This is a genomic window from Plantibacter sp. CFBP 8775 (assembly GCF_014839505.1).
Lineage (GTDB): Bacteria > Actinomycetota > Actinomycetes > Actinomycetales > Microbacteriaceae > Plantibacter > Plantibacter auratus.
In genome coordinates, this window is record NZ_JACYNV010000001.1 from 611,769 (window position 1) to 630,736 (window position 18,968).

Below are 18,968 nucleotides of genomic sequence, written 5' to 3' on the forward strand. Positions count from 1 at the left end.
GTCTGGGTCGAGGGACCGGACCTGCCTCAGAACCGCAGGTCGGACGGCCCGCTCAGCTCGATCCAGGTGTCGGTGTCGGGACGCACTGTCGCGGGAGCCGGCTCGAGGACGTCGGCGGAGGCGAGGGCGCCGAAGTCGAGACCGGTGACGCTCGCGAGGTCGAGGATCGGCAGCTGGAAGGTCCGGAACGGGCCGAGTGGGGGCACGGCGGTGGCATCGTGCGTGTCGTCGATCGCACTGGACCGGCCGAGGTCGAGGTCGTCGAGCTGCGCCGACTGGTCGAGGAGGTAGCCGCTCGCCGCGAGCGCTCCGTCGTTCGACCACGCCGCCACCTTCCAGAACCGGCGCGGGATCTGCACGCCGCGGTAGAGCGGGTCCGTGTCGGCGAACACCGGCCCGGTGAAGACCGACAGCCGCCGGCGCCCGGCCGAGGCGTACTCGAGGACGAGGTCCTCCAGGCCGTTCCAGAGCTCGAGTGACTGGTTGAAGTCCGCAGCCTGCGGGGCGGCGTTCGTGTAGCAGAAGGTGTCGACGTTGGCCTGCCGGGCGATCTCGACGGGCCCCCAGACCGGGTCCCTCCGCCGCACGAGGTGGCCGCGGTCGAGGTCGTTGCGGGCGTAGAGCTCCGGGCCGGCCTGCTCCTCGACCGGGACGCGGTCGTCGAGGTGCCAGTCGTCGTCACGCCCGAGGTCGAGGAGGGCGGCACCGTCGATGTCGACCCCGGTCGCGGCTGCCAGGCGGCGGTCGGGGTCGAGGAGCACGGTGAAGTGCGTGTAGTCGAGCCGGCGGAGGCGCGCCAGCTCGGCGGGATCGGCGGGTGCCGGGAGCTGCAGCTGGTCGGCGAGGTCGAGGAAGCCTGAATCGAAGCCGGTCATGGCAATGAGTCGATCATGAATCCGATCGAATCGGAACGGGGGACCCGCCCGATGGCCACGACGTCACCGGCCGTTCACGATCGTGCACCCGTTCCGCAACAAATGAGAGCGCTCTCTTGACCTCGTCCGACCCAGCGCTTAGTGTGTCCTGCATGCCCGTGGGAACGTTCCCACGGCGTCGCGCCGCGGATCCCGGATGGGTGGCCGGCCGACACCGAAGCCCACACACAAAGGAGTGACTGTGAACAGCAAACGCCGCGGCATCGCCGCCGCATCCATCGCGGGGGCATCGATCCTCGCCGTCCTGGCATCGGGGTGCAGTTCCCCCGCCGGCGGTGGCGGAGACGAGAAGATCACCCTCTCGGTCACCACGTTCGGCACCATGGGCGTCGACGCCAACTACGAGCAGTACATGGACGAGCACCCCAACATCACCATCGAGGCCACCAACCTGGAGGGTGGTGGAGCAGCGCGCGACGACGCCTACGCCAAGATCGCCGCCGGAACCGGCCTCAGCGACGTCGTGGCCATCGAGGAGGGCTGGCTCGGAACCATCTCCGAGGTCAGCGACTCCTTCGTCGACCTTCGCGACTACGGCATCGAGGACGTCAAGGACACCTGGCTGGACTGGAAGTACGAGCAGGGCACGGACGCCGACGGGCGCGTGATCGGAGCCGGTCTCGACATCGGACCGCAGGGCATCTGCTACCGCGGTGACCTGTTCGCGGCAGCCGGTCTGCCGAGCGAGCGCAGCGAGGTCGCTGCGTACTTCGGCGGCGAGGACGCGACCTGGGACCGTTTCTTCGAGGTCGGTGAGGAGTACGTCGGTGCCACCGGGAAGGCGTTCTATCACAGCCCCCGGTTCTTCTGGAACTCCTTCGTGAACCAGCAGGAGGAGGGCTACTACAAGGCCGACGGCGAGACCCTCAACATCGAGGGCAACGACGTGCTGAAGGAGCAGTTCGCGAAGATCGTCGAGGCCGAACAGGCCGGGCTCGGTGCCGGTCTTCCCGGCTGGGACGTCGGCCCGGAGGCCAAGGAGGGCAAGTTCGCGACCTACATGTGCCCGAGCTGGATGCTCGGCATCGTGCAGGGCTACTACGACGAGGGCACGACCGACAGCGGTTGGGACTTCGCCGACGTGATGCCCGGCGGCGCGGCCAACTGGGGCGGTGCGTTCCTCGGCGTCGCCGAGAACTCCGAGCACAAGGAGGAGGCGGCCGAGCTCGCCCTCTGGCTCGCATCCCCTGAGGCGCAGGCCGCATCGTTCGAACTCGCCGGTCCGTTCCCGAGCACGCTCGACGGCCAGGAGCTCGTGAAGGACTCCACCAACCCGTTCTTCAACGACGCACCGGTGGGCGAGATCTTCGCCGCACGGTCCGAGGGGGTCGTGGCCCAAGTGAAGGGTCCTGAGGACTCCAACATCCAGGACAACGTGTTCGGTCCGATCCTCGACCGGGTGAGCCAGGGCGAGATCACCGATGGTGACACCGCCTGGAACGAGGCGCTCAAGCTGCTCGACCAGCTCGTCGGCTGACCTCCTCTCCGACGCAGCTCGCCGGGGCGTCCGTTCGCACGCGGACGCCCCGGCACCCCTCCCGCTCCCTCTCCCGGATTGGCAGAGCCATGACCAGCACCGCAACCGTCCGCCGGCCACCTGCCGCGTTGACGTTCAGACAGAAGCTGAACCGCTTCGACTACCGCGCCTCGCCGTACCTGTACATCGCGCCGTTCTTCATCCTCTTCGCCCTCATCGGCATCTTCCCGATCGTCTACACCTTCAACGTGTCGCTGTACGAGTGGCATCTGTTGAAGGGCCAGGGCGACTTCGTCGGACTCGACAACTACGTCTCCGTCCTCTCGGACCCGTTCTTCTGGAACGCGTTCGGCAACACCGTCAGCATCTTCCTGCTCTCGGCGGTGCCGCAGCTCGTCATCGCGACGCTGATCGCCGCCCTCCTCGACCAGACGCTCCGCGGACGCACGTTCTGGCGGATGAGCATCCTGCTGCCGTACATCGTGGCGCCGGTCGCCGTCGCGGTCATCTTCCTGCAGATCTTCAACCAGTACCACGGACCGGTCGCCGGCCTCCTCGAACTCTTCGGGCTCGACCCGATCCGGTGGGCGTTCGACGTCTTCCCCTCGCACGTCGCCATCGCGAGCATGGTGAACTGGCGGTGGACCGGCTACAACGCCCTCATCCTCCTCGCTGCGATGCAGGCGATCCCACGGGACGTCTACGAGTCCGCCGCGCTGGACGGCGCGAACAAGCTCCGACGGTTCTGGTCGATCACGATCCCGATGATCCGCCCGACGCTCATCTTCGTCGTCATCACCTCGACGATCGGCGGGCTGCAGATCTTCACGGAACCGAAGCTGTTCGACCCCCGGAGCAACGGCGGATCCGACCGGCAGTTCCAGACGATCGTCCTGTACCTGTACGAGCTCGCCTTCCCGAGGCGGGACTTCGGTCGAGCATCCGCCACCGCCTGGATCCTGTTCCTCGTGATCATCCTCGCGGGCCTGATCAACTTCGCCATCACCAGGGCCATCCGGACGAACGACGCACGTCCGGTGCGGATCCCGAAGGTGCGCGAGACCCTCATCACGACGCGGTCCGTCAGCACCAGCCCGGCCCGCTCGCGTTCGACGACCACGAGCACCACCGACCAGCGAGGCGGACGAGCATGAGCACCCTGATGGAACGCACGCGGACCGAACCGACCGCGACCACGGAGGCCCCGCGGTACCGCAAGGGCAAGGACCACGAGCGGCCGGGCATCCTCACCTACGCCATCCTCATCGCGTTCTTCGCCATCTCGGCGTTCCCGTTGTGGTGGTCGTTCGTGATCTCGAGTCGGCAGTCCTCCGACACGAACCTCGTGCCGCCCGCCGTCCTCCCCGGCCCGAACTTCCTCGGCAACGCGGCGAAGGTGTTCGAGACCGCCCCGTTCCTGCAGGCGCTCGCGAACAGCGTCATCATCTCGGGCGCGATCACGGTCTCGGTGGTGTTCTTCTCGACCCTCGCCGGCTACTCCTTCGCGAAGCTGAAGTTCCGGGCCAGCAACGGGCTGCTTCTCGCGGTGATCGCCACGATGGCCATCCCCACGCAGCTCGGCATCATCCCGTTGTTCATGCTCATGGCCGAGTGGGAGTGGGTGGGGACGCTCCAGGCGGTGATCCTGCCAGGGCTCGTGACCGCGTTCGGTGTGTTCTTCATGCGCCAGTACCTCGTCGACGTCATCCCCGACGAGCTCATCGAGGCCGCGCGCGTCGACGGCGCGTCGATGTGGGGCACCTTCTGGCATGTCGCGCTGCCGGCCGCCCGACCGGCGATGGCCGTCCTCGCGCTCTTCACCTTCATGGCCGCGTGGACCGACTTCCTCTGGCCACTCCTCGTCCTCGGTCCGCGGAACCCGAGTGTGCAGACGGCGCTCGCGGCCCTGAGTGCGAGCGGCGGACAGACCCCGGACCACTCGCTCGTGCTCGCCGGCGCGGTGCTCTCGGTGATCCCGCTGCTGATCCTCTTCGTCCTCGCGGGGAAGCAGCTCGTGGCGGGCATCATGCAGGGCGCGGTCAAGGGATGACGCCCGCGCCGCATACAGTGTCTTCACACCGGCACGACTGAGGAGACACACCATCGACACCGAGACGGACTCCACCGTCCCCACGCTCATCGCGGTGGCAGCGCTCGCGGGCGTCTCGAAGTCCACCGCCTCCCGCGTCATCAACGGGTCCTCCCAGGTGACGCCGGAGGCGGTGGCTTCCGTGAACGCCGCCGTCGAGCAGCTGCACTACGTCCCCAACCGCGCGGCGCGCAGCCTGGTGCGTCGGCGGGCGCAGACCATCGCGATGGTCATCCCGCAACGCACCGCCGAGTTCTTCGCGGACCCGTACTTCGCCGAGGTCATCCAGGGGGCTGCGATGTACGCGTCGTCGACCGACTACACGCTGACGCTGTTGATCGAGTCGGACGTCGACCCCGACAAGACCCGTCGGTTCCTCACCGGTGGCAACGTGGACGGCGCGCTCGTCCTCTCGCATCACACGAGCATGCAGGCGTACGCGAAGCTGTCGACGTCCCTCCCGGTCGTGTTCGGGGTGCGGGCGCTCGAGGAGACGACGCCACCTGGACATGTCGTCGACGTCGACAACGTGGAGGCGGGCGCCCTGGCGACCCGGCGTCTGGTGGAGGCCGGTCGGTCCCGCATCGCCACGATCACCGGCCCGCTCGACACCGCGGCCGGTATCGACCGCCGTGCCGGGTGGCGGCGCGCCCTCCTCGAGGCGGGACTCGAGCCGGGACCCGAGGAGGAGGGTGACTTCACGCCGACGAGCGGCGCACGCGCGATGGAACGGCTCCTCGCAGACGGCCGGCAGGTCGATGCGGTGTTCGCGGCGTCGGCGCAGATGGCGACGGGCGCGCTCGGTGTGCTCCGCGACCGCGGGATCCCGGTTCCGACGCGGATCGCCATGACCTCGGTGGACAACAACGTCTTCGCGGTCGACGCCTATCCGGCGCTGACGACGGTCGATCTGCGCACGGCTGAGAAGGGGGCGTTGCTCGTGCAGACGCTGCACCGGCTCATCGCCGGTGAGGACGTCCCCGAGATGACGACGATCCCGTGCGAACTGGTGGAGCGCGCCTCGGTGTGAGCCGGTGGAGCGCACCTCGGTGTGCATCCCGCTCCACCGCCTGCTCAGAACCGGATCTGCGTCTTCGGTCCGGAGCCGGCCGCGCGGGGGAGTCCCGCGGCGAGCGCCCGGGGCACGTCCTCGAGGGTGATCACGGAGCCGATCAATCGCCGGACCGTGTCGCCCATGGAGGCGAACCGTCGCGCCGCCTCATCGATGCAATCTGATCCGCCGAGCACCGCGTGGAGTGTGGCGTCGAGGGCGATGAGTCTGCCTGATGGCAGCCCCGAGTCGCCGCCGGGCACGCCGAGCAGTGCGACGCGGACGCCGGCGGTGGCGTTGTCGAGGAGGCGACGGGTGACCTCGGCCGAACCCGTGGCCTCGATGATCACGTCGAAGCGCTCGTCGCCGAGGTCGGCCGGATCGCGCGTGGCCAGGCCGAAGTCCGCGGCGAACCGCCGATCGGACTCACGGCGGGCCACGACCGTGACGGACGCCCCGGAGTCCGCGGCGAAGAGCGCGGCGAACATGGCGAGCGTGCCGGCGCCCCAGACGAGCACGCGGTCGCCGGGCCCCACTGCCGCGAGTCGGACGCCACGGAGTGAGCAGGAGGCGGGTTCGACCATCGCGCCGAGGTCCGCGTCGACCCCGGCCGGGAGGTGATGGACGGCGCGCTCGGGGACGACGAGGAGTTCTGCGAGGGCTCCCTCCAGTTGTCCGAGGACGCCGAGTTCGAGGTGGTCGGGGCAGAGATGGTGTCGCCCCGTGGCGCAGAGCGTGCAGGTGCCGCACCCGATGAAGGTATCACCGGTGACGAGGTCTCCCGCTGCAGTCGAGGTGACACCCTCGCCCACCGAGACCACCCGACCGGCCCACTCGTGGCCGGGTTGGAGCGGCAGGGTCGTGCGGCCGTCGGCGAGGTACGGCATGGTGCCTCGGAAGAGCGCGACGTCGGTGCCGCAGAGTCCTGCGCGCTCGATGTGGATGAGGACCTCACCCGGTCCGGCCTGTGGATCCGGTCGATCGAGGACGGTGGCCTCGTCCGGTGCGGTGATGCGTACGGCTCTCATGCGGTCTCCTCGTCGTGACGGCGCTGGTCAGAGCGTAGTGGGGGTATGCCGCCGTCGATCTGCATGCGGAAGGACGCGGTGTCCTCGTGGGCACTTCGACAGGCTCAGTGACCGGAGGGGGTGTGCTCGGGACGCTCTGGTCTCTGAGCCTGTCGAAGGGCAGTCGGGCCGGGTGGCCTCGGCTCGCCCGCGTCAGCTCACCAGGACGACTTGCCTCCGCCTGCGACGACCGCGCTCGGCCGCTGCACCTCGGCGAGACGGGAGGTCCGGAGCGGCGTCGTCTCCCACCAGGCGTCGAAGGTGCCGGACGCCGGGTCGATCTCGAGGTGCATGCGGTGGGGTGTCTCGATGAAGATCGCGTCGACGCGGAGGACCCGCGCTCCGTCCTCGCCGCCCGTGCCCCAGGCGGCACTCGCCGTGATCGGTCCATGCGTCCGCCACGCGCCGACACCGGGGACGAGCTCCACCCGGTCGTCGCCCTCGTGCACGACCAGCACGATGTCGTCACCCTCGCCCGCCGTCACCTCGAGCGCCGTCAGCTGCGCCAGGCCGGTATCGGCGGCGGCCGAGAACGTCCGTCCGACGAGCTCGCGCAGTGACGAAGCCGCGCCGGTTTCGTCCGACGCGTCGAGCGGCGGCAGGGCGAGCCCCGCCAGGCGTTCGAGCAACGCCTGATCGGCGGTTGTGCTCACACCGCGCACCGCGTCGGAGGCCTCGCCCGTCCCGAAGGCCGGCAACAGGTGCTCCCACGCGGCGTTCAGCACGGCCTGCATGTCGAGACTCTGCCCCGTGATCGCCAGGACGACGTCGTGCTCCGGCAGGACGACGCAGTACTGACCGTAAGCGCCGTCGCCGCGGAACCCGTGACGGGCCATCCAGAACTGGAACCCGTACCCCTGCGCCCAGTCCGACTCAGGGTCGTCGCCGTTCGCGATGTGCGATCGCGTCGCCTCGGCGACCCAGGCGGCCGGCAGCAACTGTCGGCCCTCCCAGGCGCCGCCCTGCAGATAGAGCTGACCGAGTGCGGCGATCGCCTCCGTCGTCGCGTGCAGGCCGCTGTACCCGAGCTCGAAGCCCTCATCGTCCTGCTGCCAGTCGAACTCGCCGATACCCAGTGGCTCGAGCAACCGCGGTCGCAGGTAGTCGGTGAGCGTCCCGCCCGTGACGCGCTGGACGATCGCCGCGGCCGTGTACGTGCAGGGCTGGTTGTACGCGAAGACGGTTCCCGGGTCATCGTCGGGTGGGAGGAGCAGGAAGCCGCGGACGAGGTTCGTCGGGTCGATCGCAGCGGCCCGCATGATCGTCTCCTCGCGGTGGCCGCTCGCCATCGCGAGCACGTGTCGCACGCGCATGGCGCGGCTGCGGGGGTCGGTGATCTCGGCGTCGAGCTCCGGGAAGTGGCTGATGATCGTGTCGTCGAGTCCGAGCAGGCCCTCCTCGACGGCGAGGCCGACGGCGGTCGAGGTGAAGCTCTTGCTCAGCGAGTACAGCAGGTGCACCCGATCAGCCGAGTACGGCGCCCACCAGCCCTCGGCGACGACGTTCCCGCCGCGCAGGAGCATCAGGCTGTGCGGTTCGACGTTCGGCGTGTGCTCGAGGGCCGTGATGAACGCCTCGATCCCGGCGGCGTCGACGTGCTGGGCGGACGGAGTGCTTCGCTGCAGGCTCATCCCTCCATGCTGCCATCTGCCGGCGGTGGGATCGACCCGACGCTCAGTCCTGGTCGGCGTCGAGCTGGTCTCGGAGTCCCTGGTTGATGTCCTCGAGATCGAGCACGCGAGCGATGCCGGCGAGGTTGACGCCGTCGTCGCGGAGGTCGGTGACGCGCTTGAGTCGCTCGATGTCATCCTCGCTGTAGCGACGGGTGCCGCCCTCGGTCCGGGACGGGGTGAGGAGGCCTTTGCTCTCGAAGAGCCGCAGGGACGCCTCCGGGACGCCGGCGAGCTGGGCTGCGACGGCGATGCCGTACACGGGTGTCGCGCCGTCACGATCGGCCATGCTTGAGGTTTCCTTTGAACGGGTTGCAATGGATCAGGTTTCGGATGTATAAAAAATCTACACCACGAAGTGCAGATCTGAACCACCGGATCTGTGGCTTCCGGGCACTGACAATCGATGAGCCCGATCCGTCATCGGGCGACAGGGAAGGAGAACACCCATGGCAATGACCCTCGATCCCATCAGCCAGCTCGACCGCTTCGCGGCCTCCGTACTGGACTCCGTGCGCGCACCCCGGCCCATGCCGGTGGACCTCTTCCGTGACGGCGACCGGTACATGATGGTCGCCGACCTCCCCGGCATCGACCCCGGATCCATCGACGTCGACGTCGACGGAGGTCAGCTGACCATCCGTGCTCAGCGCACGGCCGACAGTCGCGAGGGTGTCCGCTGGCTCGCACGCGAGCGCGGTGGCGGCCACTTCCTGCGGCAGTTCACCCTCGGCGAGGGAGTCGACCTCGACGGCATCACCGCGTCCTACGACAGCGGTGTGCTCTCCGTGATCATCCCGGTGAGCGAGCGTGCGAAGCCGCGGAAGATCACCGTCGACTCCACGACCGACCACCCGCAGTCGATCAACGCCTGAGCCGTGCTCGACACTCGTCCGAATCGAACGAATCGAACGAACCGAACGCCCCGCCCACGATCCGTGGGTGGGGCGTTCGCCCGTGTGCGACCGGCGGTCGGCATACTGGGGGCATGTCCCGCGTCCGACGGATCCTCGTAGCGTCAGCCCTGCTCGTGATGGCCGCACTCGGCCTGTTGGTCGCGGCGACGCAGACCACGATGATCTGGTACCAGGCGCCGGGTGCCGACGGCATCGCGACGGAACAGGTCGCGGTGTTCGAGCCGGCGGTGGTCGGCACCGTGATCGCCGCCGTGGCGGTGCTCGCGCTGCTCGTCCACCTGCTCATCGTCATCCGGCGGGCGGTGTCCCGTTGGCAGTGGATCGTCGCGGTCCTGCTCGTGGCCGTGGCCGTGATCGCCGCGGTCCTCGTGTCCATCGCGGACCGGCCGGTGTTCTAACGCACGTCGAGCTCAGCCGAGCAGCTCGGCCAACAAGGCCCGAGTCGTCTCCTCGCTCGCCCCGGCGGCCTGCAGGCGCACCCAGTCGTCGCCACGTCGAGCATGCGCCGAGTGCTCGCTCCCAGTCGCATCCACGGCGCCGACCGGACTGTCCTCGCGAAGCACCCACGTGCCTCCGGGGAGCACCGTGAACCGGACGAGCTCGCGGGAGTCCGCGGACAGCAGTCGGCAGTCGAGTCCGCCGACCCGCTGGAGCGAGTCCTGCACGAGGTGGTAGCTCGGTGTCGCGGTGCTCACGTAGCTCGCGCCGGTGGCGGCTGCGCCGAGGTGTGCTGCAGCGATGTCCACCGGCAGCGCCGTGGCGCACGAGCGCGAGGTGGGCGCCGATGACGGGGGTGCGGCGGGCGCCGGAACCGGGGCTGCCGCGAGCGCTGCGCGAGCCAGTTCCTCCGTGCGCGTCCCTGCCGGGTCGTCGACCCCCGCCGCATCGACCTCGATGAACCGCTCGCCGTCGAGGGCGTGGACGGAGCAGGCGCCGTCCGAGCACATCGTCCCGTTGATCTCGCCGACGCTGTCGCTCCAGTCGGTGTGCTCGTACCAGTGGTTGAAGGTGGCCCAGTGGTCGACACCGTCTCCGACGAGTCGGACGGTCAATGAGGTGCCGTCCGCCTCGTCGGCCCAGGCGCAGACGCTCCCGCCGTCCTGCAGGACCGGGGCGTCGTCGACGGTGAGCGGTTGCGGCGCGGCTGCGGCGCCCAGGAAGGATGCGACCTCCGCGTCCGGGACGAGCGCATCGCAGGCGAGCCCCGGGAAGGCGGACGTCGGCGCGGGTGGGAGTGCCACCGATGCATTCGGTGCGGAGCCGGCCGGAGTCCCGGTGGGCACCCCCGACGGCGGCGCGCTACACGCCGCGAGGACGCCCAGCAGCGCGGCGATCGTGAGGACGCGTGCGCCACGTGCGACCGCGGGCACCGTTCGACTCAGCCCACTGCTCATCGTCGCCGGAACAACCCTCGCTTGCGGCGATGGAACGGCGGGACACCACTCAGGAGATGCTTCGCGCCAGGCGCCACGTACATGACGTCGATCGGCACGCTCGCCGAGTACGTCGCGAGGGCTCGTGCGAGCGGACCGCTGATCGTCTCACGGGCGGTCGGGGCGCCGACGATGACGAGGAGGTAGCACTCGTCGAACGTGCCGCCCTCCTGCGGGGTGACCTTCCAGCCCAGCACCGCTTCGTCGACCTCGCCGTACTCGGCGAGGACCGCGGCCAGGGTCTCGGTCATCCCTGGTGGGATGCGAGCCGGCTGTCCCACCATGACCTCGGTCTCGCGCTCGACCACGCGTGGTGTGAGTACCGCCTCGCCGTCGAGCAGCTGGGCGATCTCGCCCGGGAGGAACTCCTTGCCGTGTGTGGAATGCGGGTTCAGGACCAGCCTCGCGCCTCGGGTCATCTGCCACAGGACGCGGCAGGGGAGGGCGAGGAGGTGCTGTTCGAACGACGGGACGACCTGGAGCGTCTCCTGGAAGCGCGCCTTCGAGGTGTAGAACGGCTGCACCGAGCTGCCATCCGAGTCGAGGAGGTCCGCCAGGGTCGCCATGCCGTCGTCGGTCACGGTCCCTGCCACGATCACGGTGCTCTCGAGGAGCGCCGTCAGGAACGCGGGGGCGTTCGAGCGGTCGTTCGCGGCTGCGGCGAGGAGGGCTTCGATGTCGGGAGCGTCGGGTGCGTCGTCGGCGGCAGGCATGCCAGCAGCGTATCCCGGCCGTGTGGGAAGGTGCGCGTGCTCAGCAGCAGTCGCAGGTGTCCGTGTTCTCCGAGGTGAGCGATGAGACCGGCCGCTTGCACGCGTCTCCACGCCAGGCTTCGACGCCCTCACGGACCGCGAAGCCGGCGATGACGAGGGCGGCGACGCCGTCCGCCCAAGCCCAGCCGAGGGTGCTGTTGAGGACCAGCCCGATGAGGACCGCGGCCGACAGGTAGGAGCAGATGAGCGTCTGCTTCGAGTCGGCGACGGCGGAGGCGGAGCCGAGTTCCTTGCCGGTCCGGCGCTCGAGCAGCGAGAACGCCGGCATGATCACGACGCTGACCGCCGCGAGGACGATGCCGACGGTCGAGTGCTGGACTTCGGCGAACCCGAGCAGCGAGCGGGCGGCGTCGACGCTCACGAACGCGGCGAGGCCGAAGAACGACAGGGCGATCACCCGGAGCGCGACCCGTTCCCGACGATGGGGATCGGGGCTCGAGAACTGCCAGGCGACCGCGGCGGCGGACAGGACCTCGACGATCGAGTCGAGACCGAAGCCGACGAGGGCTGCCGATGAGGCGACGGTCCCGGCCGACAGGGCGACGATGGCCTCGACGACGTTGTAGGCGATGGTCGCCGCGACGATCCAGCGGATCCGGCGCTGCAGCGTCGCGCGTCTGGCGGGGCTCAGCTGGGCGCGGAGACGAGGGCGCGGCAGGCCGACGGTGCTCATGCGCAGGTGCAGCTCTCACCCGAGCAGCAGGCGGGATCGACGATCAGGACGAGCCGGAGGAGGTCGTCGAGCGCCGGCGCCAGGTGGCTGTCCGCCAGGCGGTACCAGGTGTTGCGTCCTTCCTTGACGCCTTCGACGAGGCCGCAGCCGCGGAGACAGGCGAGCTGGTTCGACATGACCTGTCGGGAGACGCCGAGTGCGTCCGCGAGATCGGAGGGGAAGGCCGGTGCCTCGCGCAGGGTCAGGAGGATCCGGGCCCGGGTCTCGTCCGACAGGGCGTGCCCCAGCCTCGCGAGCGCGGCGGTGTGCGTCAGGGTCGCGGTCGGTGTCATGGTGTCGGTCACGTGAAAAACAGTACACGAAATGCTGTATCGATCAAGCCTCGCGGTCGCCCGAACAGCCGCGTTAGGCGAGGCGAAACGCTGGCAATCGGGCGTCTCGGCTTGCCGCCGCCGCACGGCGCTGGCAACGTTGACGGGTCCTCGCGGCATGGCGCCCGAACGCATCTCCGCGTCCAGGACGCATCACAGGAAGACCTCGCGACATGACGTTCTGGCCGCTGCTCCTCATCGCGCTCGGCGTCTCCGCCGACGCCTTCGCCGTCGCCCTCACCAAGGGCCTGCACATGCGGCGGTTCACCGTGCGTCACGCGCTCGTGATCGCCGGGACCTTCGGACTGTTCCAAGCGGTCATGCCGCTCATCGGCTGGTTCCTCGGCACGCAGTTCGCGCGGTACATCACCGAGGTCGACCACTGGGTCGCCTTCGGCCTGCTCGCCCTCGTGGGCGGCAAGATGCTCTGGGAGGCGTTCTCGAGCCACGAGGACACCGAGGTCGACTCCGACCGCATCGACGTCCGGCGACTCCTCATCCTCGCGCTCGCCACGAGCATCGACGCGCTCGCCATCGGCATCACGCTCGCGTTCCTGCCCGGCTCGATCCTCGAAGCCGTCGTCCTCATCGGACTGACGACGTTCGTGCTCGCCTTCCTGGGCGTCTTCATCGGCCGTCGCGTCGGTCAGCGTTTCGGCAAGCCGGCGGAGATCGCCGGTGGAGTCATCCTGATCCTCATCGGTGTCAAGATCCTCATCGACCACCTCACCGGCTAGTCGGAGATCACCGCTTCCGGGTGAAGATCGCGCCGGTCGACACGTCCTCGCCGAGCGCCTCGAGGCCCCGCCCACGCGTCTCGGGTACCTGGGTGGCGACGAAGAGGAGCGCGAGCGCGCCGACACCCGCGAACAGGAAGAAGGTCCCGGTGATGCCGAGGCCGTCGACGAGCGACGGGAAGTACAGCGCCAGGAACCCGTTTGCGACCCAGAGCATGAAGATCGAGACGCCCATCCCGAGGCCGCGCATCTGGAGCGGGAAGACCTCGGCGAGGTAGACCCAGACCGCCACGTTGAGGAACGTCTGCATGGAGCCGACGAACACGACCACGAGGACCAGGATGACCCAGGGACGCATCGGGTCGCCCGGCTCGAGCACCATCGAGGAGAAGCCGATGAGCAGATGGCACGCGGTCGTGAGCGAGAAGCCGATGACGAACGTCTTCCGTCGGTCGAGTCGGTCCATGTAGGTGAGGGCGATGAAGCCCCCGACGACGGCGATGATCCCGGGCGCGATGTTGGCGATGAGCGCGGCGCTCTCGTCGAAGCCCGACTCCACGAGCACGGTCTGCCCGTAATACATGATCGAGTTGATCCCCGTGAGCTGCTGGGCGATCCCGACGCCGACACCGACGAGCAGGATGCGCACGAGCCACGGGTTGCGGAGGACGGCCCCGAGCCCGATCCGGTGTTGGTCGCGCTGCGCGGTGATGGACGCCTCCACCTCCGCGAGTTCGGCGACGGCGCGGTCGTCGGAGCGGACGGTCCGCAGCACGTCGAGGGCGTCCTGGCGGCGACCGTGGTCGACGAGCCACCGCGGTGACTCGGGCATCCGCAGCATGCCGACGAACAGCGCGACCGCCGGGAGGGCGCAGACGGCGAACATGATGCGCCACACGCTCGTGTGCTCGCTGAACACGGTGCCGATGACCGCGTTGATCACGAACGCCGACAACTGTCCGAGGACGATCGCGACCTCGTTCCGGCCGGTGATCGACCCACGGATCTCGTAGGGCGCGAGCTCCGCCAGGTAGACCGGGACGACGGCGGAGGCACCGCCGACGGCCAGTCCGAGGAGGACGCGACCGGCGACGAGGAGCTCGACGTTCGGCGAGCAGACGACCACGAGCGTCCCGACGAAGAAGAGCACCGCCAGCACGATGATGCTCCGCCGCCGGCCCCATGCGTCCGACACCCGACCGCCGAGCAGGGCACCGACGGCGGCCGCGAAGACGAGCGAGCTCGTGACGACGCCCTCGGTGAACGGGGTGAGCCCGAGTTCGGCGGTCATCGGACGCAGCGCCCCGTTGATCACGCCGGTGTCGTAGCCGAAGAGCAACCCGCCGAAACAGGCGACGATCGAGATCAGGCCGAGGTGGCGGCGGTGCGGCCCGGGCGTGAGGGCCGGCAGCGTGCTCGCCGCCTGTCGGGCTGTGGGGGATCCGGCCATCGCACTTCCTCGTCTGCTGGGCCCGCGCGCCGGACGGCGTCGTGGACAGGACGACAGTACCGGTTCAGTCGTCGGCGCCCGGCCGCAGCAGGCCGCTCTCGTACGCGAGGATGACGAGCTGGGCGCGATCGTGGGCGGCGACCTTCGTCATGATGCGGTTCACGTGGGTCTTCGAGGTGTGCGGTGAGATGACGAGGTCGTCGGCGATCTGCTGGTTCGACCGTCCGCGGGCCACGAGGAGCAGCACCTCGAGTTCCCGCTCGGTGAGCAGCGCCAGCTCGGTGGGGACCTGGCGCGGGCTCATCGGTTCGTCCGCAGCGACGACGTACTTCGTGATGAGACTCCGGGTCGCCGCAGGGGACAGGAGCGCGTCGCCGGCGTGCACCGCGCGCACGGCGCGGACGATCTCCTCCGGCTCCGAGCCCTTGCCGATGAAGCCGCTCGCGCCGGCTCGCAGGGTGGCGATGAGGTTCTCGTCCTCCTCGAACGTGGTGAGGATGAGCACCCGGGTGTCCGCGAGGTCGGGGTCGGCGCAGATCGCGGCGGTCGCACTGATGCCGTCGAGGACAGGCATGCGGATGTCCATGAGTACGACGTCCGGTCGCAACTCGCGGGCGAGCGACACCGCCTGCGCGCCGTCGACGGCTTCGCCCACGACCTCGAGGTCGGCCTCGGCCGAGAGGATGTCGGCGACGGCCTGGCGGATGAGCGACTGGTCGTCGACGACAAGCACGGTGGTCATGCGGGGGACTCCTCGGGGTTCATCGTGTCTGCCTGCCTCGGCTCGCCGGTGGGGAGGGTCGCGGACAGCCGCCAGCCGCCCGGGGTCGCGCCGACGTCGACGGTCCCGCGAACGGCGGCGACGCGCTCACGGATGCCGAGGAGTCCGTGCCCGGTGGTCGGCGCCGCGTCGGCCTGCTCACGCGGGACCCCGGGTGTCGTCGGGTTGCTCACGCTGACGACGATCCTCCCGTTCTCGCCCTCCACGAGCACGTGCGCACGACGCTCAGGACCGTGCTTCAGCGCGTTCGTCAGCCCCTCCTGGAGGACGCGGTACGCGACCATGTCTGTGGCGGTCGACAGCTCCGGTGCGTCGGGGTCGATCCGTGTCGTGATGTCGAGGCCTGCGGCGGTGAACTCGGCGATCAATGCGTCGAGTCGGTCGAGTCCCGGCTGCGGCAGCGTTCCCCGGGAGCCTGCGCCAGCGCCGTCGCTGTCGCTGCGCAGGACCTCGAGCAGATCACCGATCTCGCCGAGCACCGTCCGGGACGCCCGGCGGATCGAGACGAGCGCCTCCTTCGCCTTCTCCGGCCGCGACTCCAGGGAGCTCGACGCCACCCCGGCGTTCAGGCTGATCACCGAGATCTGATGGGCGACGGTGTCGTGGAGGTCGCGCGCGATCCGGAGCCGCTCCTCGGTCACCCGACGCCTCGCCTCGGCCTCGCGGGTCTGTTCGGCCCGCTCCGCGCGCTCGGTGATCGCCAGGATGTACGCGCGGCGTGATCGTGTCCCGTCACCGGCTGCGGCGGCGAACGCGATCATCACCGCGAACTGGACCGTCCGCGGATCGAAGCTGCCGATCGACGCGAGCAGGCTGAGGAGGGCGACCGCGACCATCGTCGCGACGGCCGTGATGAGGGTCGTCCGCCGCGCGGAGCGCACGGCCACCCCGAACATCGCGATGGCGGCCGCGATCACGACACCGGGAGCGAGGGTCCCCGTGATCGCCGCCGCACCGTAACAGGCGATGACGGCAGCGAGCACCGGGATGGGCCAGCGCCGACGGAGCGGGAGGAGGAGCGCGGGCGCGACGACCAGGGCGACGACGAGCGGGCTGCCCGGCCGGAACTCCGCGTTGGGGAACGGGATGAACGCCGAGGCGATGATGAGGACCGCGGCGACCACATCGCCCACCCACACCGGGGGTCTCGGATGCGGATCGCGCACCCGGTGATCCTGCGTCGCGGAGGTCATGGGCCCAGTCTGCCGGGAACCGGCGCCCGGCGACTCCTCCGCACGTGGCATTCCGCGGTACCACGGACGCGGTACACGGGTGTCCGCCGGTGGGGGACGCGTCGGACGGTCGTCGCCGCGAGTCTGGACTGGTGCCGGAGCACCCGGCCCCAGACGAGGAGACACCATGCAGAGCACCACAGCGCCGCCGATCATCTCGGTCCGGGACGTCCGGCGTTCCTACGGTCGCGGTCAGAACCGGTTCGACGCGCTGAAGGGGGTGAGCTTCGACATCCACGCCGGCGAGAGCGTCGCGATCGTCGGGAAGAGCGGCTCCGGCAAGTCCACGCTCATGCACGTGCTCGCGCTCCTCGACGCACCGAGTTCCGGCACCGTCGAACTCGAGGGGGTCGACACGAGCACCCTCCGCGGTCGCCGCCTCAACACGACCAGGAACAAGACCTTCGGGTTCGTGTTCCAGCAGTTCTTCCTCACCGCCAACGCGACGGTGCTCGAGAACGTCCTGCTCCCCATGAAGATCGCCGGCGTCCGCCGTGGTGACCGACGTCGCCGGGCGCTCGCCGCACTCGCGCAGCTCCAGCTCGAGGACAAGGCGCGGAACCGCGCGGTGAACCTCTCGGGCGGGCAGAAGCAGCGGACGGTGATCGCCCGCGCGCTCGTCAACAACCCACGGATCATCTTCGCCGACGAGCCGACCGGCAACCTCGACACGGCGACCGGCGCCGTCGTGGAGGACATCCTCTTCTCCCTCAACCGGGAGAGCGGCATCACCCTCATCGTCGTCACGCACGACGAGGAGTTGGCGGCACGCTGCGATCGGCGGATCCTCATCCGCGACGGACTGCTCGTCGAGGACGAGGCGGTGGCCGCATGAGAACCGTCGACCTCATCGGGACCGCCGTCGCGAACACGTTCCGGTCCAAGACCCGGACCATCCTGACCATCCTGGCGATCTTCGTCGGAGCGTTCACGCTCACCCTGACGAACGGGCTCGGCACCGGCATCAACGCCTACATCGACGACACGGTGTCGAGCGTCGGTGCGTCCGACACGATGACCGTCACCAAGACGGCCGACACCGGCGGCGGTCTTGGTGCGGGCACGAGCGGACCGAAGGAGTACGACCCGGACGCGGTCGCCTCCACCGGTGCCGGCGCGCCGGGATCGACCGTCGTCGCACTGACACCGACCGATCTCGACGAGCTCGGCGGGATCGACGGGGTCCTCGACGTGCAGGCCGTGAAGTCGATCTCGACCGACTACATCGAGGCGGGCGGCGGCACGAAGTACGTCGTCGGTGTCGGTGGACTCATCTCCGGGCAGAGCGTCACGCTGCTGGACGGTGCACAGCCCGACGACGACACCGACACACTCCAGCTCGTGCTCCCCACCTCCTATGTGGAGCCGCTCGGCTTCGGAAGCGACGCCGACGCGGTCGGGCAGACGGTCACGGTCGCGATCACGGATGCGCAGCGCACGCAGCACACCGTGGACGCGACCGTCGTCGGAGTCGCCGAGGAGAGCCTCGCCTCGCCCACCGGTGCCTCGATCGTGCCGAACGCCGCGCTCACCGACCTCCTCTACGAGACCCAGAACATCGGCGTCCCGTCCGACCAGGTCGAGCGGTACGCGCAGGCGTCCATCCGGTTCAGCGCGGACGCCACCGACGAGCAGGTCACGGCGCTGAAGGACCGCCTGGCCGATGCGGGCTACACCGGCACGACCGTCGCAGACCAACTCGGCACCATCAAGACGGTGATCGACGGGATCGTCCTCGTCCTCAACGCCTTCGCGATCATCGCCCTCCTCGCGGCCAGCTTCGGGATCGTGAACACCCTCCTCATGTCCGTGCAGGAGCGCACCCGCGAGATCGGTCTGATGAAGGCCATGGGGATGGGGAGCGGCAAGGTCTTCGGGTTGTTCAGCCTCGAGGCCGCGTTCATCGGCTTCCTCGGCAGTGCGATCGGCGTCGGTGTCGCGGTGCTCGCCGGTACCGGCATCAGTGCCGCGCTGTCCGGATCGCTCCTCGCCGACCTGCCGGGCCTCGACCTCATCGCGTTCGACCCGGTGTCACTCGGGATCATCGTCCTGGTCGTCATGGTGATCGCGTTCCTCGCCGGAACGCTGCCCGCCGCCCGTGCCGCCAAGGCCGATCCGGTGGAGTCGCTCCGCTACGAGTGATGCGCATCGGTCGGGAATGCGGGTGGCGGCTGTGGGGCGCGGCGGAAGCGGCGCCCCACAGCCGCGCCGGCGCCAGGTTGAGGAGCAGCGCCGGCGCAGACGCTCAGGTCGCGTCTGCGGCGTCCACGTTACCGACAAGCGGCCGTCCCCTCGTCGGAGGTTGAGGCTCC

The 18,968-nt window shown here is 69.5% G+C and carries 20 protein-coding genes; 9 read left to right on the forward strand and 11 right to left on the reverse strand.

Going from position 1 to position 18,968, the window contains the following annotated elements; genetic code table 11:
- Nucleotides 1-26 precede the first annotated feature (26 nt).
- Nucleotides 27-875, reverse strand: a complete 849-nt coding sequence (locus IFR14_RS02895) for a DNA/RNA non-specific endonuclease (RefSeq protein WP_191940157.1) — start codon at nt 873-875, stop codon at nt 27-29.
- Nucleotides 876-1,110: 235 nt separating this feature from the next.
- Here IFR14_RS02895 and IFR14_RS02900 point away from each other — a divergent pair, with 235 nt between their 5' ends.
- The 4 genes from IFR14_RS02900 (at nt 1,111) to IFR14_RS02915 (ending at nt 5,531) form a co-directional block, all read left to right on the forward strand.
- Nucleotides 1,111-2,412 (forward strand): ABC transporter substrate-binding protein, encoded by a 1,302-nt coding sequence (locus IFR14_RS02900; RefSeq protein WP_446728072.1) that lies wholly within the window; start codon nt 1,111-1,113, stop codon nt 2,410-2,412.
- A gap of 89 nt (nt 2,413-2,501) precedes the next feature.
- On the forward strand, nt 2,502-3,566 hold the full coding sequence (locus IFR14_RS02905; protein ID WP_191940159.1) for a carbohydrate ABC transporter permease: 1,065 nt from the start codon (nt 2,502-2,504) through the stop codon (nt 3,564-3,566).
- Complete coding sequence (locus IFR14_RS02910; protein WP_079704633.1) at nt 3,563-4,462, forward strand: carbohydrate ABC transporter permease; 900 nt, start codon at nt 3,563-3,565, stop codon at nt 4,460-4,462. Before IFR14_RS02905 ends, IFR14_RS02910 begins: the two co-directional genes overlap by 4 nt.
- Before the next feature lie 94 nt (nt 4,463-4,556).
- Entirely contained in the window at nt 4,557-5,531 is a 975-nt protein-coding gene (locus IFR14_RS02915) for a LacI family DNA-binding transcriptional regulator (RefSeq protein WP_342365628.1), read from the forward strand.
- 44 nt (nt 5,532-5,575) lie between these two features.
- Here the strand turns inward: IFR14_RS02915 and IFR14_RS02920 are convergent, their stop codons facing one another.
- The 3 genes from IFR14_RS02920 to IFR14_RS02930 form a co-directional block, all read right to left on the reverse strand.
- A complete protein-coding gene (locus IFR14_RS02920; RefSeq protein WP_191940160.1) occupies nt 5,576-6,580 on the reverse strand; it encodes a zinc-dependent alcohol dehydrogenase in 1,005 nt (334 codons plus the stop codon).
- A 197-nt stretch (nt 6,581-6,777) separates the two neighbouring features.
- A complete protein-coding gene (locus IFR14_RS02925; RefSeq protein WP_191940161.1) occupies nt 6,778-8,250 on the reverse strand; it encodes a serine hydrolase domain-containing protein in 1,473 nt (490 codons plus the stop codon).
- A 43-nt stretch (nt 8,251-8,293) separates the two neighbouring features.
- Complete coding sequence (locus IFR14_RS02930) at nt 8,294-8,578, reverse strand: MerR family transcriptional regulator (protein ID WP_079704638.1); 285 nt, start codon at nt 8,576-8,578, stop codon at nt 8,294-8,296.
- Between the two features lie 160 nt (nt 8,579-8,738).
- On the opposite strand from IFR14_RS02930, the gene IFR14_RS02935 reads away from it, so the two are divergent.
- Nucleotides 8,739-9,164, forward strand: coding sequence for an Hsp20/alpha crystallin family protein (locus IFR14_RS02935; protein ID WP_071261327.1), 426 nt, complete (start codon nt 8,739-8,741; stop codon nt 9,162-9,164).
- A 113-nt stretch (nt 9,165-9,277) separates the two neighbouring features.
- On the forward strand, nt 9,278-9,604 hold the full coding sequence (locus tag IFR14_RS02940) for a hypothetical protein (RefSeq protein WP_191940162.1): 327 nt from the start codon (nt 9,278-9,280) through the stop codon (nt 9,602-9,604).
- A 12-nt stretch (nt 9,605-9,616) separates the two neighbouring features.
- Here IFR14_RS02940 and IFR14_RS02945 read toward each other — a convergent pair whose 3' ends face one another.
- From IFR14_RS02945 to IFR14_RS02960, 4 genes are all read right to left on the reverse strand, one after another.
- Nucleotides 9,617-10,447, reverse strand: a complete 831-nt coding sequence (locus tag IFR14_RS02945) for a hypothetical protein (RefSeq protein WP_191940163.1) — start codon at nt 10,445-10,447, stop codon at nt 9,617-9,619.
- 149 nt (nt 10,448-10,596) lie between these two features.
- The gene (locus IFR14_RS02950) at nt 10,597-11,352 is read right to left on the reverse strand and encodes an enhanced serine sensitivity protein SseB C-terminal domain-containing protein (RefSeq protein WP_191940164.1); all 756 of its coding nucleotides are present in this window, start codon (nt 11,350-11,352) and stop codon (nt 10,597-10,599) included.
- Nucleotides 11,353-11,392: 40 nt separating this feature from the next.
- The gene (locus tag IFR14_RS02955) at nt 11,393-12,085 is read right to left on the reverse strand and encodes a cation diffusion facilitator family transporter (protein WP_191940165.1); all 693 of its coding nucleotides are present in this window, start codon (nt 12,083-12,085) and stop codon (nt 11,393-11,395) included.
- Nucleotides 12,082-12,417, reverse strand: a complete 336-nt coding sequence (locus IFR14_RS02960) for an ArsR/SmtB family transcription factor (protein ID WP_079706164.1) — start codon at nt 12,415-12,417, stop codon at nt 12,082-12,084. The genes IFR14_RS02955 and IFR14_RS02960 overlap by 4 nt, the downstream gene beginning before the upstream one ends.
- A gap of 212 nt (nt 12,418-12,629) precedes the next feature.
- Here IFR14_RS02960 and IFR14_RS02965 point away from each other — a divergent pair, with 212 nt between their 5' ends.
- Nucleotides 12,630-13,193 carry a manganese efflux pump MntP gene (locus tag IFR14_RS02965; protein WP_191940166.1) on the forward strand — a complete coding sequence of 188 codons (564 nt, stop codon included), beginning with the start codon at nt 12,630-12,632 and terminating at the stop codon, nt 13,191-13,193.
- 7 nt (nt 13,194-13,200) lie between these two features.
- On the opposite strand, the gene IFR14_RS02970 is transcribed toward IFR14_RS02965, so the two are convergent.
- The 3 genes from IFR14_RS02970 to IFR14_RS02980 form a co-directional block, all read right to left on the reverse strand.
- Complete coding sequence (locus IFR14_RS02970; protein WP_191940167.1) at nt 13,201-14,643, reverse strand: sugar porter family MFS transporter; 1,443 nt, start codon at nt 14,641-14,643, stop codon at nt 13,201-13,203.
- A 64-nt stretch (nt 14,644-14,707) separates the two neighbouring features.
- Nucleotides 14,708-15,385 carry a response regulator gene (locus tag IFR14_RS02975; RefSeq protein ID WP_191940168.1) on the reverse strand — a complete coding sequence of 226 codons (678 nt, stop codon included), beginning with the start codon at nt 15,383-15,385 and terminating at the stop codon, nt 14,708-14,710.
- Nucleotides 15,382-16,617 (reverse strand): sensor histidine kinase, encoded by a 1,236-nt coding sequence (locus tag IFR14_RS02980; RefSeq protein ID WP_191940169.1) that lies wholly within the window; start codon nt 16,615-16,617, stop codon nt 15,382-15,384. Before IFR14_RS02980 ends, IFR14_RS02975 begins: the two co-directional genes overlap by 4 nt.
- Nucleotides 16,618-16,783: 166 nt before the next feature.
- Here IFR14_RS02980 and IFR14_RS02985 point away from each other — a divergent pair, with 166 nt between their 5' ends.
- Both IFR14_RS02985 and IFR14_RS02990 read left to right on the forward strand, forming a co-directional pair.
- Nucleotides 16,784-17,491 carry an ABC transporter ATP-binding protein gene (locus tag IFR14_RS02985; protein ID WP_085511157.1) on the forward strand — a complete coding sequence of 236 codons (708 nt, stop codon included), beginning with the start codon at nt 16,784-16,786 and terminating at the stop codon, nt 17,489-17,491.
- Nucleotides 17,488-18,798 carry an ABC transporter permease gene (locus tag IFR14_RS02990; protein ID WP_191940170.1) on the forward strand — a complete coding sequence of 437 codons (1,311 nt, stop codon included), beginning with the start codon at nt 17,488-17,490 and terminating at the stop codon, nt 18,796-18,798. The genes IFR14_RS02985 and IFR14_RS02990 overlap by 4 nt, the downstream gene beginning before the upstream one ends.
- Nucleotides 18,799-18,968: the final 170 nt, after the last annotated feature.

Excerpts from the sequence above, each read along its gene's own strand:
- IFR14_RS02930 (WP_079704638.1), bottom strand. The coding sequence starts at position 8,578 with ATGGCCGATCGTGACGGCGCGACACCCGTGTACGGCATCGCCGTCGCA.
- IFR14_RS02920 (WP_191940160.1), bottom strand. The coding sequence starts at position 6,580 with ATGAGAGCCGTACGCATCACCGCACCGGACGAGGCCACCGTCCTCGAT.
- IFR14_RS02990 (WP_191940170.1), top strand. The coding sequence starts at position 17,488 with ATGAGAACCGTCGACCTCATCGGGACCGCCGTCGCGAACACGTTCCGG.
- IFR14_RS02940 (WP_191940162.1), top strand. The coding sequence starts at position 9,278 with ATGTCCCGCGTCCGACGGATCCTCGTAGCGTCAGCCCTGCTCGTGATG.
- IFR14_RS02955 (WP_191940165.1), bottom strand. The coding sequence starts at position 12,085 with ATGAGCACCGTCGGCCTGCCGCGCCCTCGTCTCCGCGCCCAGCTGAGC.
- IFR14_RS02960 (WP_079706164.1), bottom strand. The coding sequence starts at position 12,417 with ATGACACCGACCGCGACCCTGACGCACACCGCCGCGCTCGCGAGGCTG.
- IFR14_RS02905 (WP_191940159.1), top strand. The coding sequence starts at position 2,502 with ATGACCAGCACCGCAACCGTCCGCCGGCCACCTGCCGCGTTGACGTTC.
- IFR14_RS02910 (WP_079704633.1), top strand. The coding sequence starts at position 3,563 with ATGAGCACCCTGATGGAACGCACGCGGACCGAACCGACCGCGACCACG.
- IFR14_RS02980 (WP_191940169.1), bottom strand. The coding sequence starts at position 16,617 with ATGACCTCCGCGACGCAGGATCACCGGGTGCGCGATCCGCATCCGAGA.
- IFR14_RS02950 (WP_191940164.1), bottom strand. The coding sequence starts at position 11,352 with ATGCCTGCCGCCGACGACGCACCCGACGCTCCCGACATCGAAGCCCTC.
- IFR14_RS02925 (WP_191940161.1), bottom strand. The coding sequence starts at position 8,250 with ATGAGCCTGCAGCGAAGCACTCCGTCCGCCCAGCACGTCGACGCCGCC.
- IFR14_RS02975 (WP_191940168.1), bottom strand. The coding sequence starts at position 15,385 with ATGACCACCGTGCTTGTCGTCGACGACCAGTCGCTCATCCGCCAGGCC.
- IFR14_RS02965 (WP_191940166.1), top strand. The coding sequence starts at position 12,630 with ATGACGTTCTGGCCGCTGCTCCTCATCGCGCTCGGCGTCTCCGCCGAC.
- IFR14_RS02935 (WP_071261327.1), top strand. The coding sequence starts at position 8,739 with ATGGCAATGACCCTCGATCCCATCAGCCAGCTCGACCGCTTCGCGGCC.
- IFR14_RS02985 (WP_085511157.1), top strand. The coding sequence starts at position 16,784 with ATGCAGAGCACCACAGCGCCGCCGATCATCTCGGTCCGGGACGTCCGG.
- IFR14_RS02895 (WP_191940157.1), bottom strand. The coding sequence starts at position 875 with ATGACCGGCTTCGATTCAGGCTTCCTCGACCTCGCCGACCAGCTGCAG.
- IFR14_RS02970 (WP_191940167.1), bottom strand. The coding sequence starts at position 14,643 with ATGGCCGGATCCCCCACAGCCCGACAGGCGGCGAGCACGCTGCCGGCC.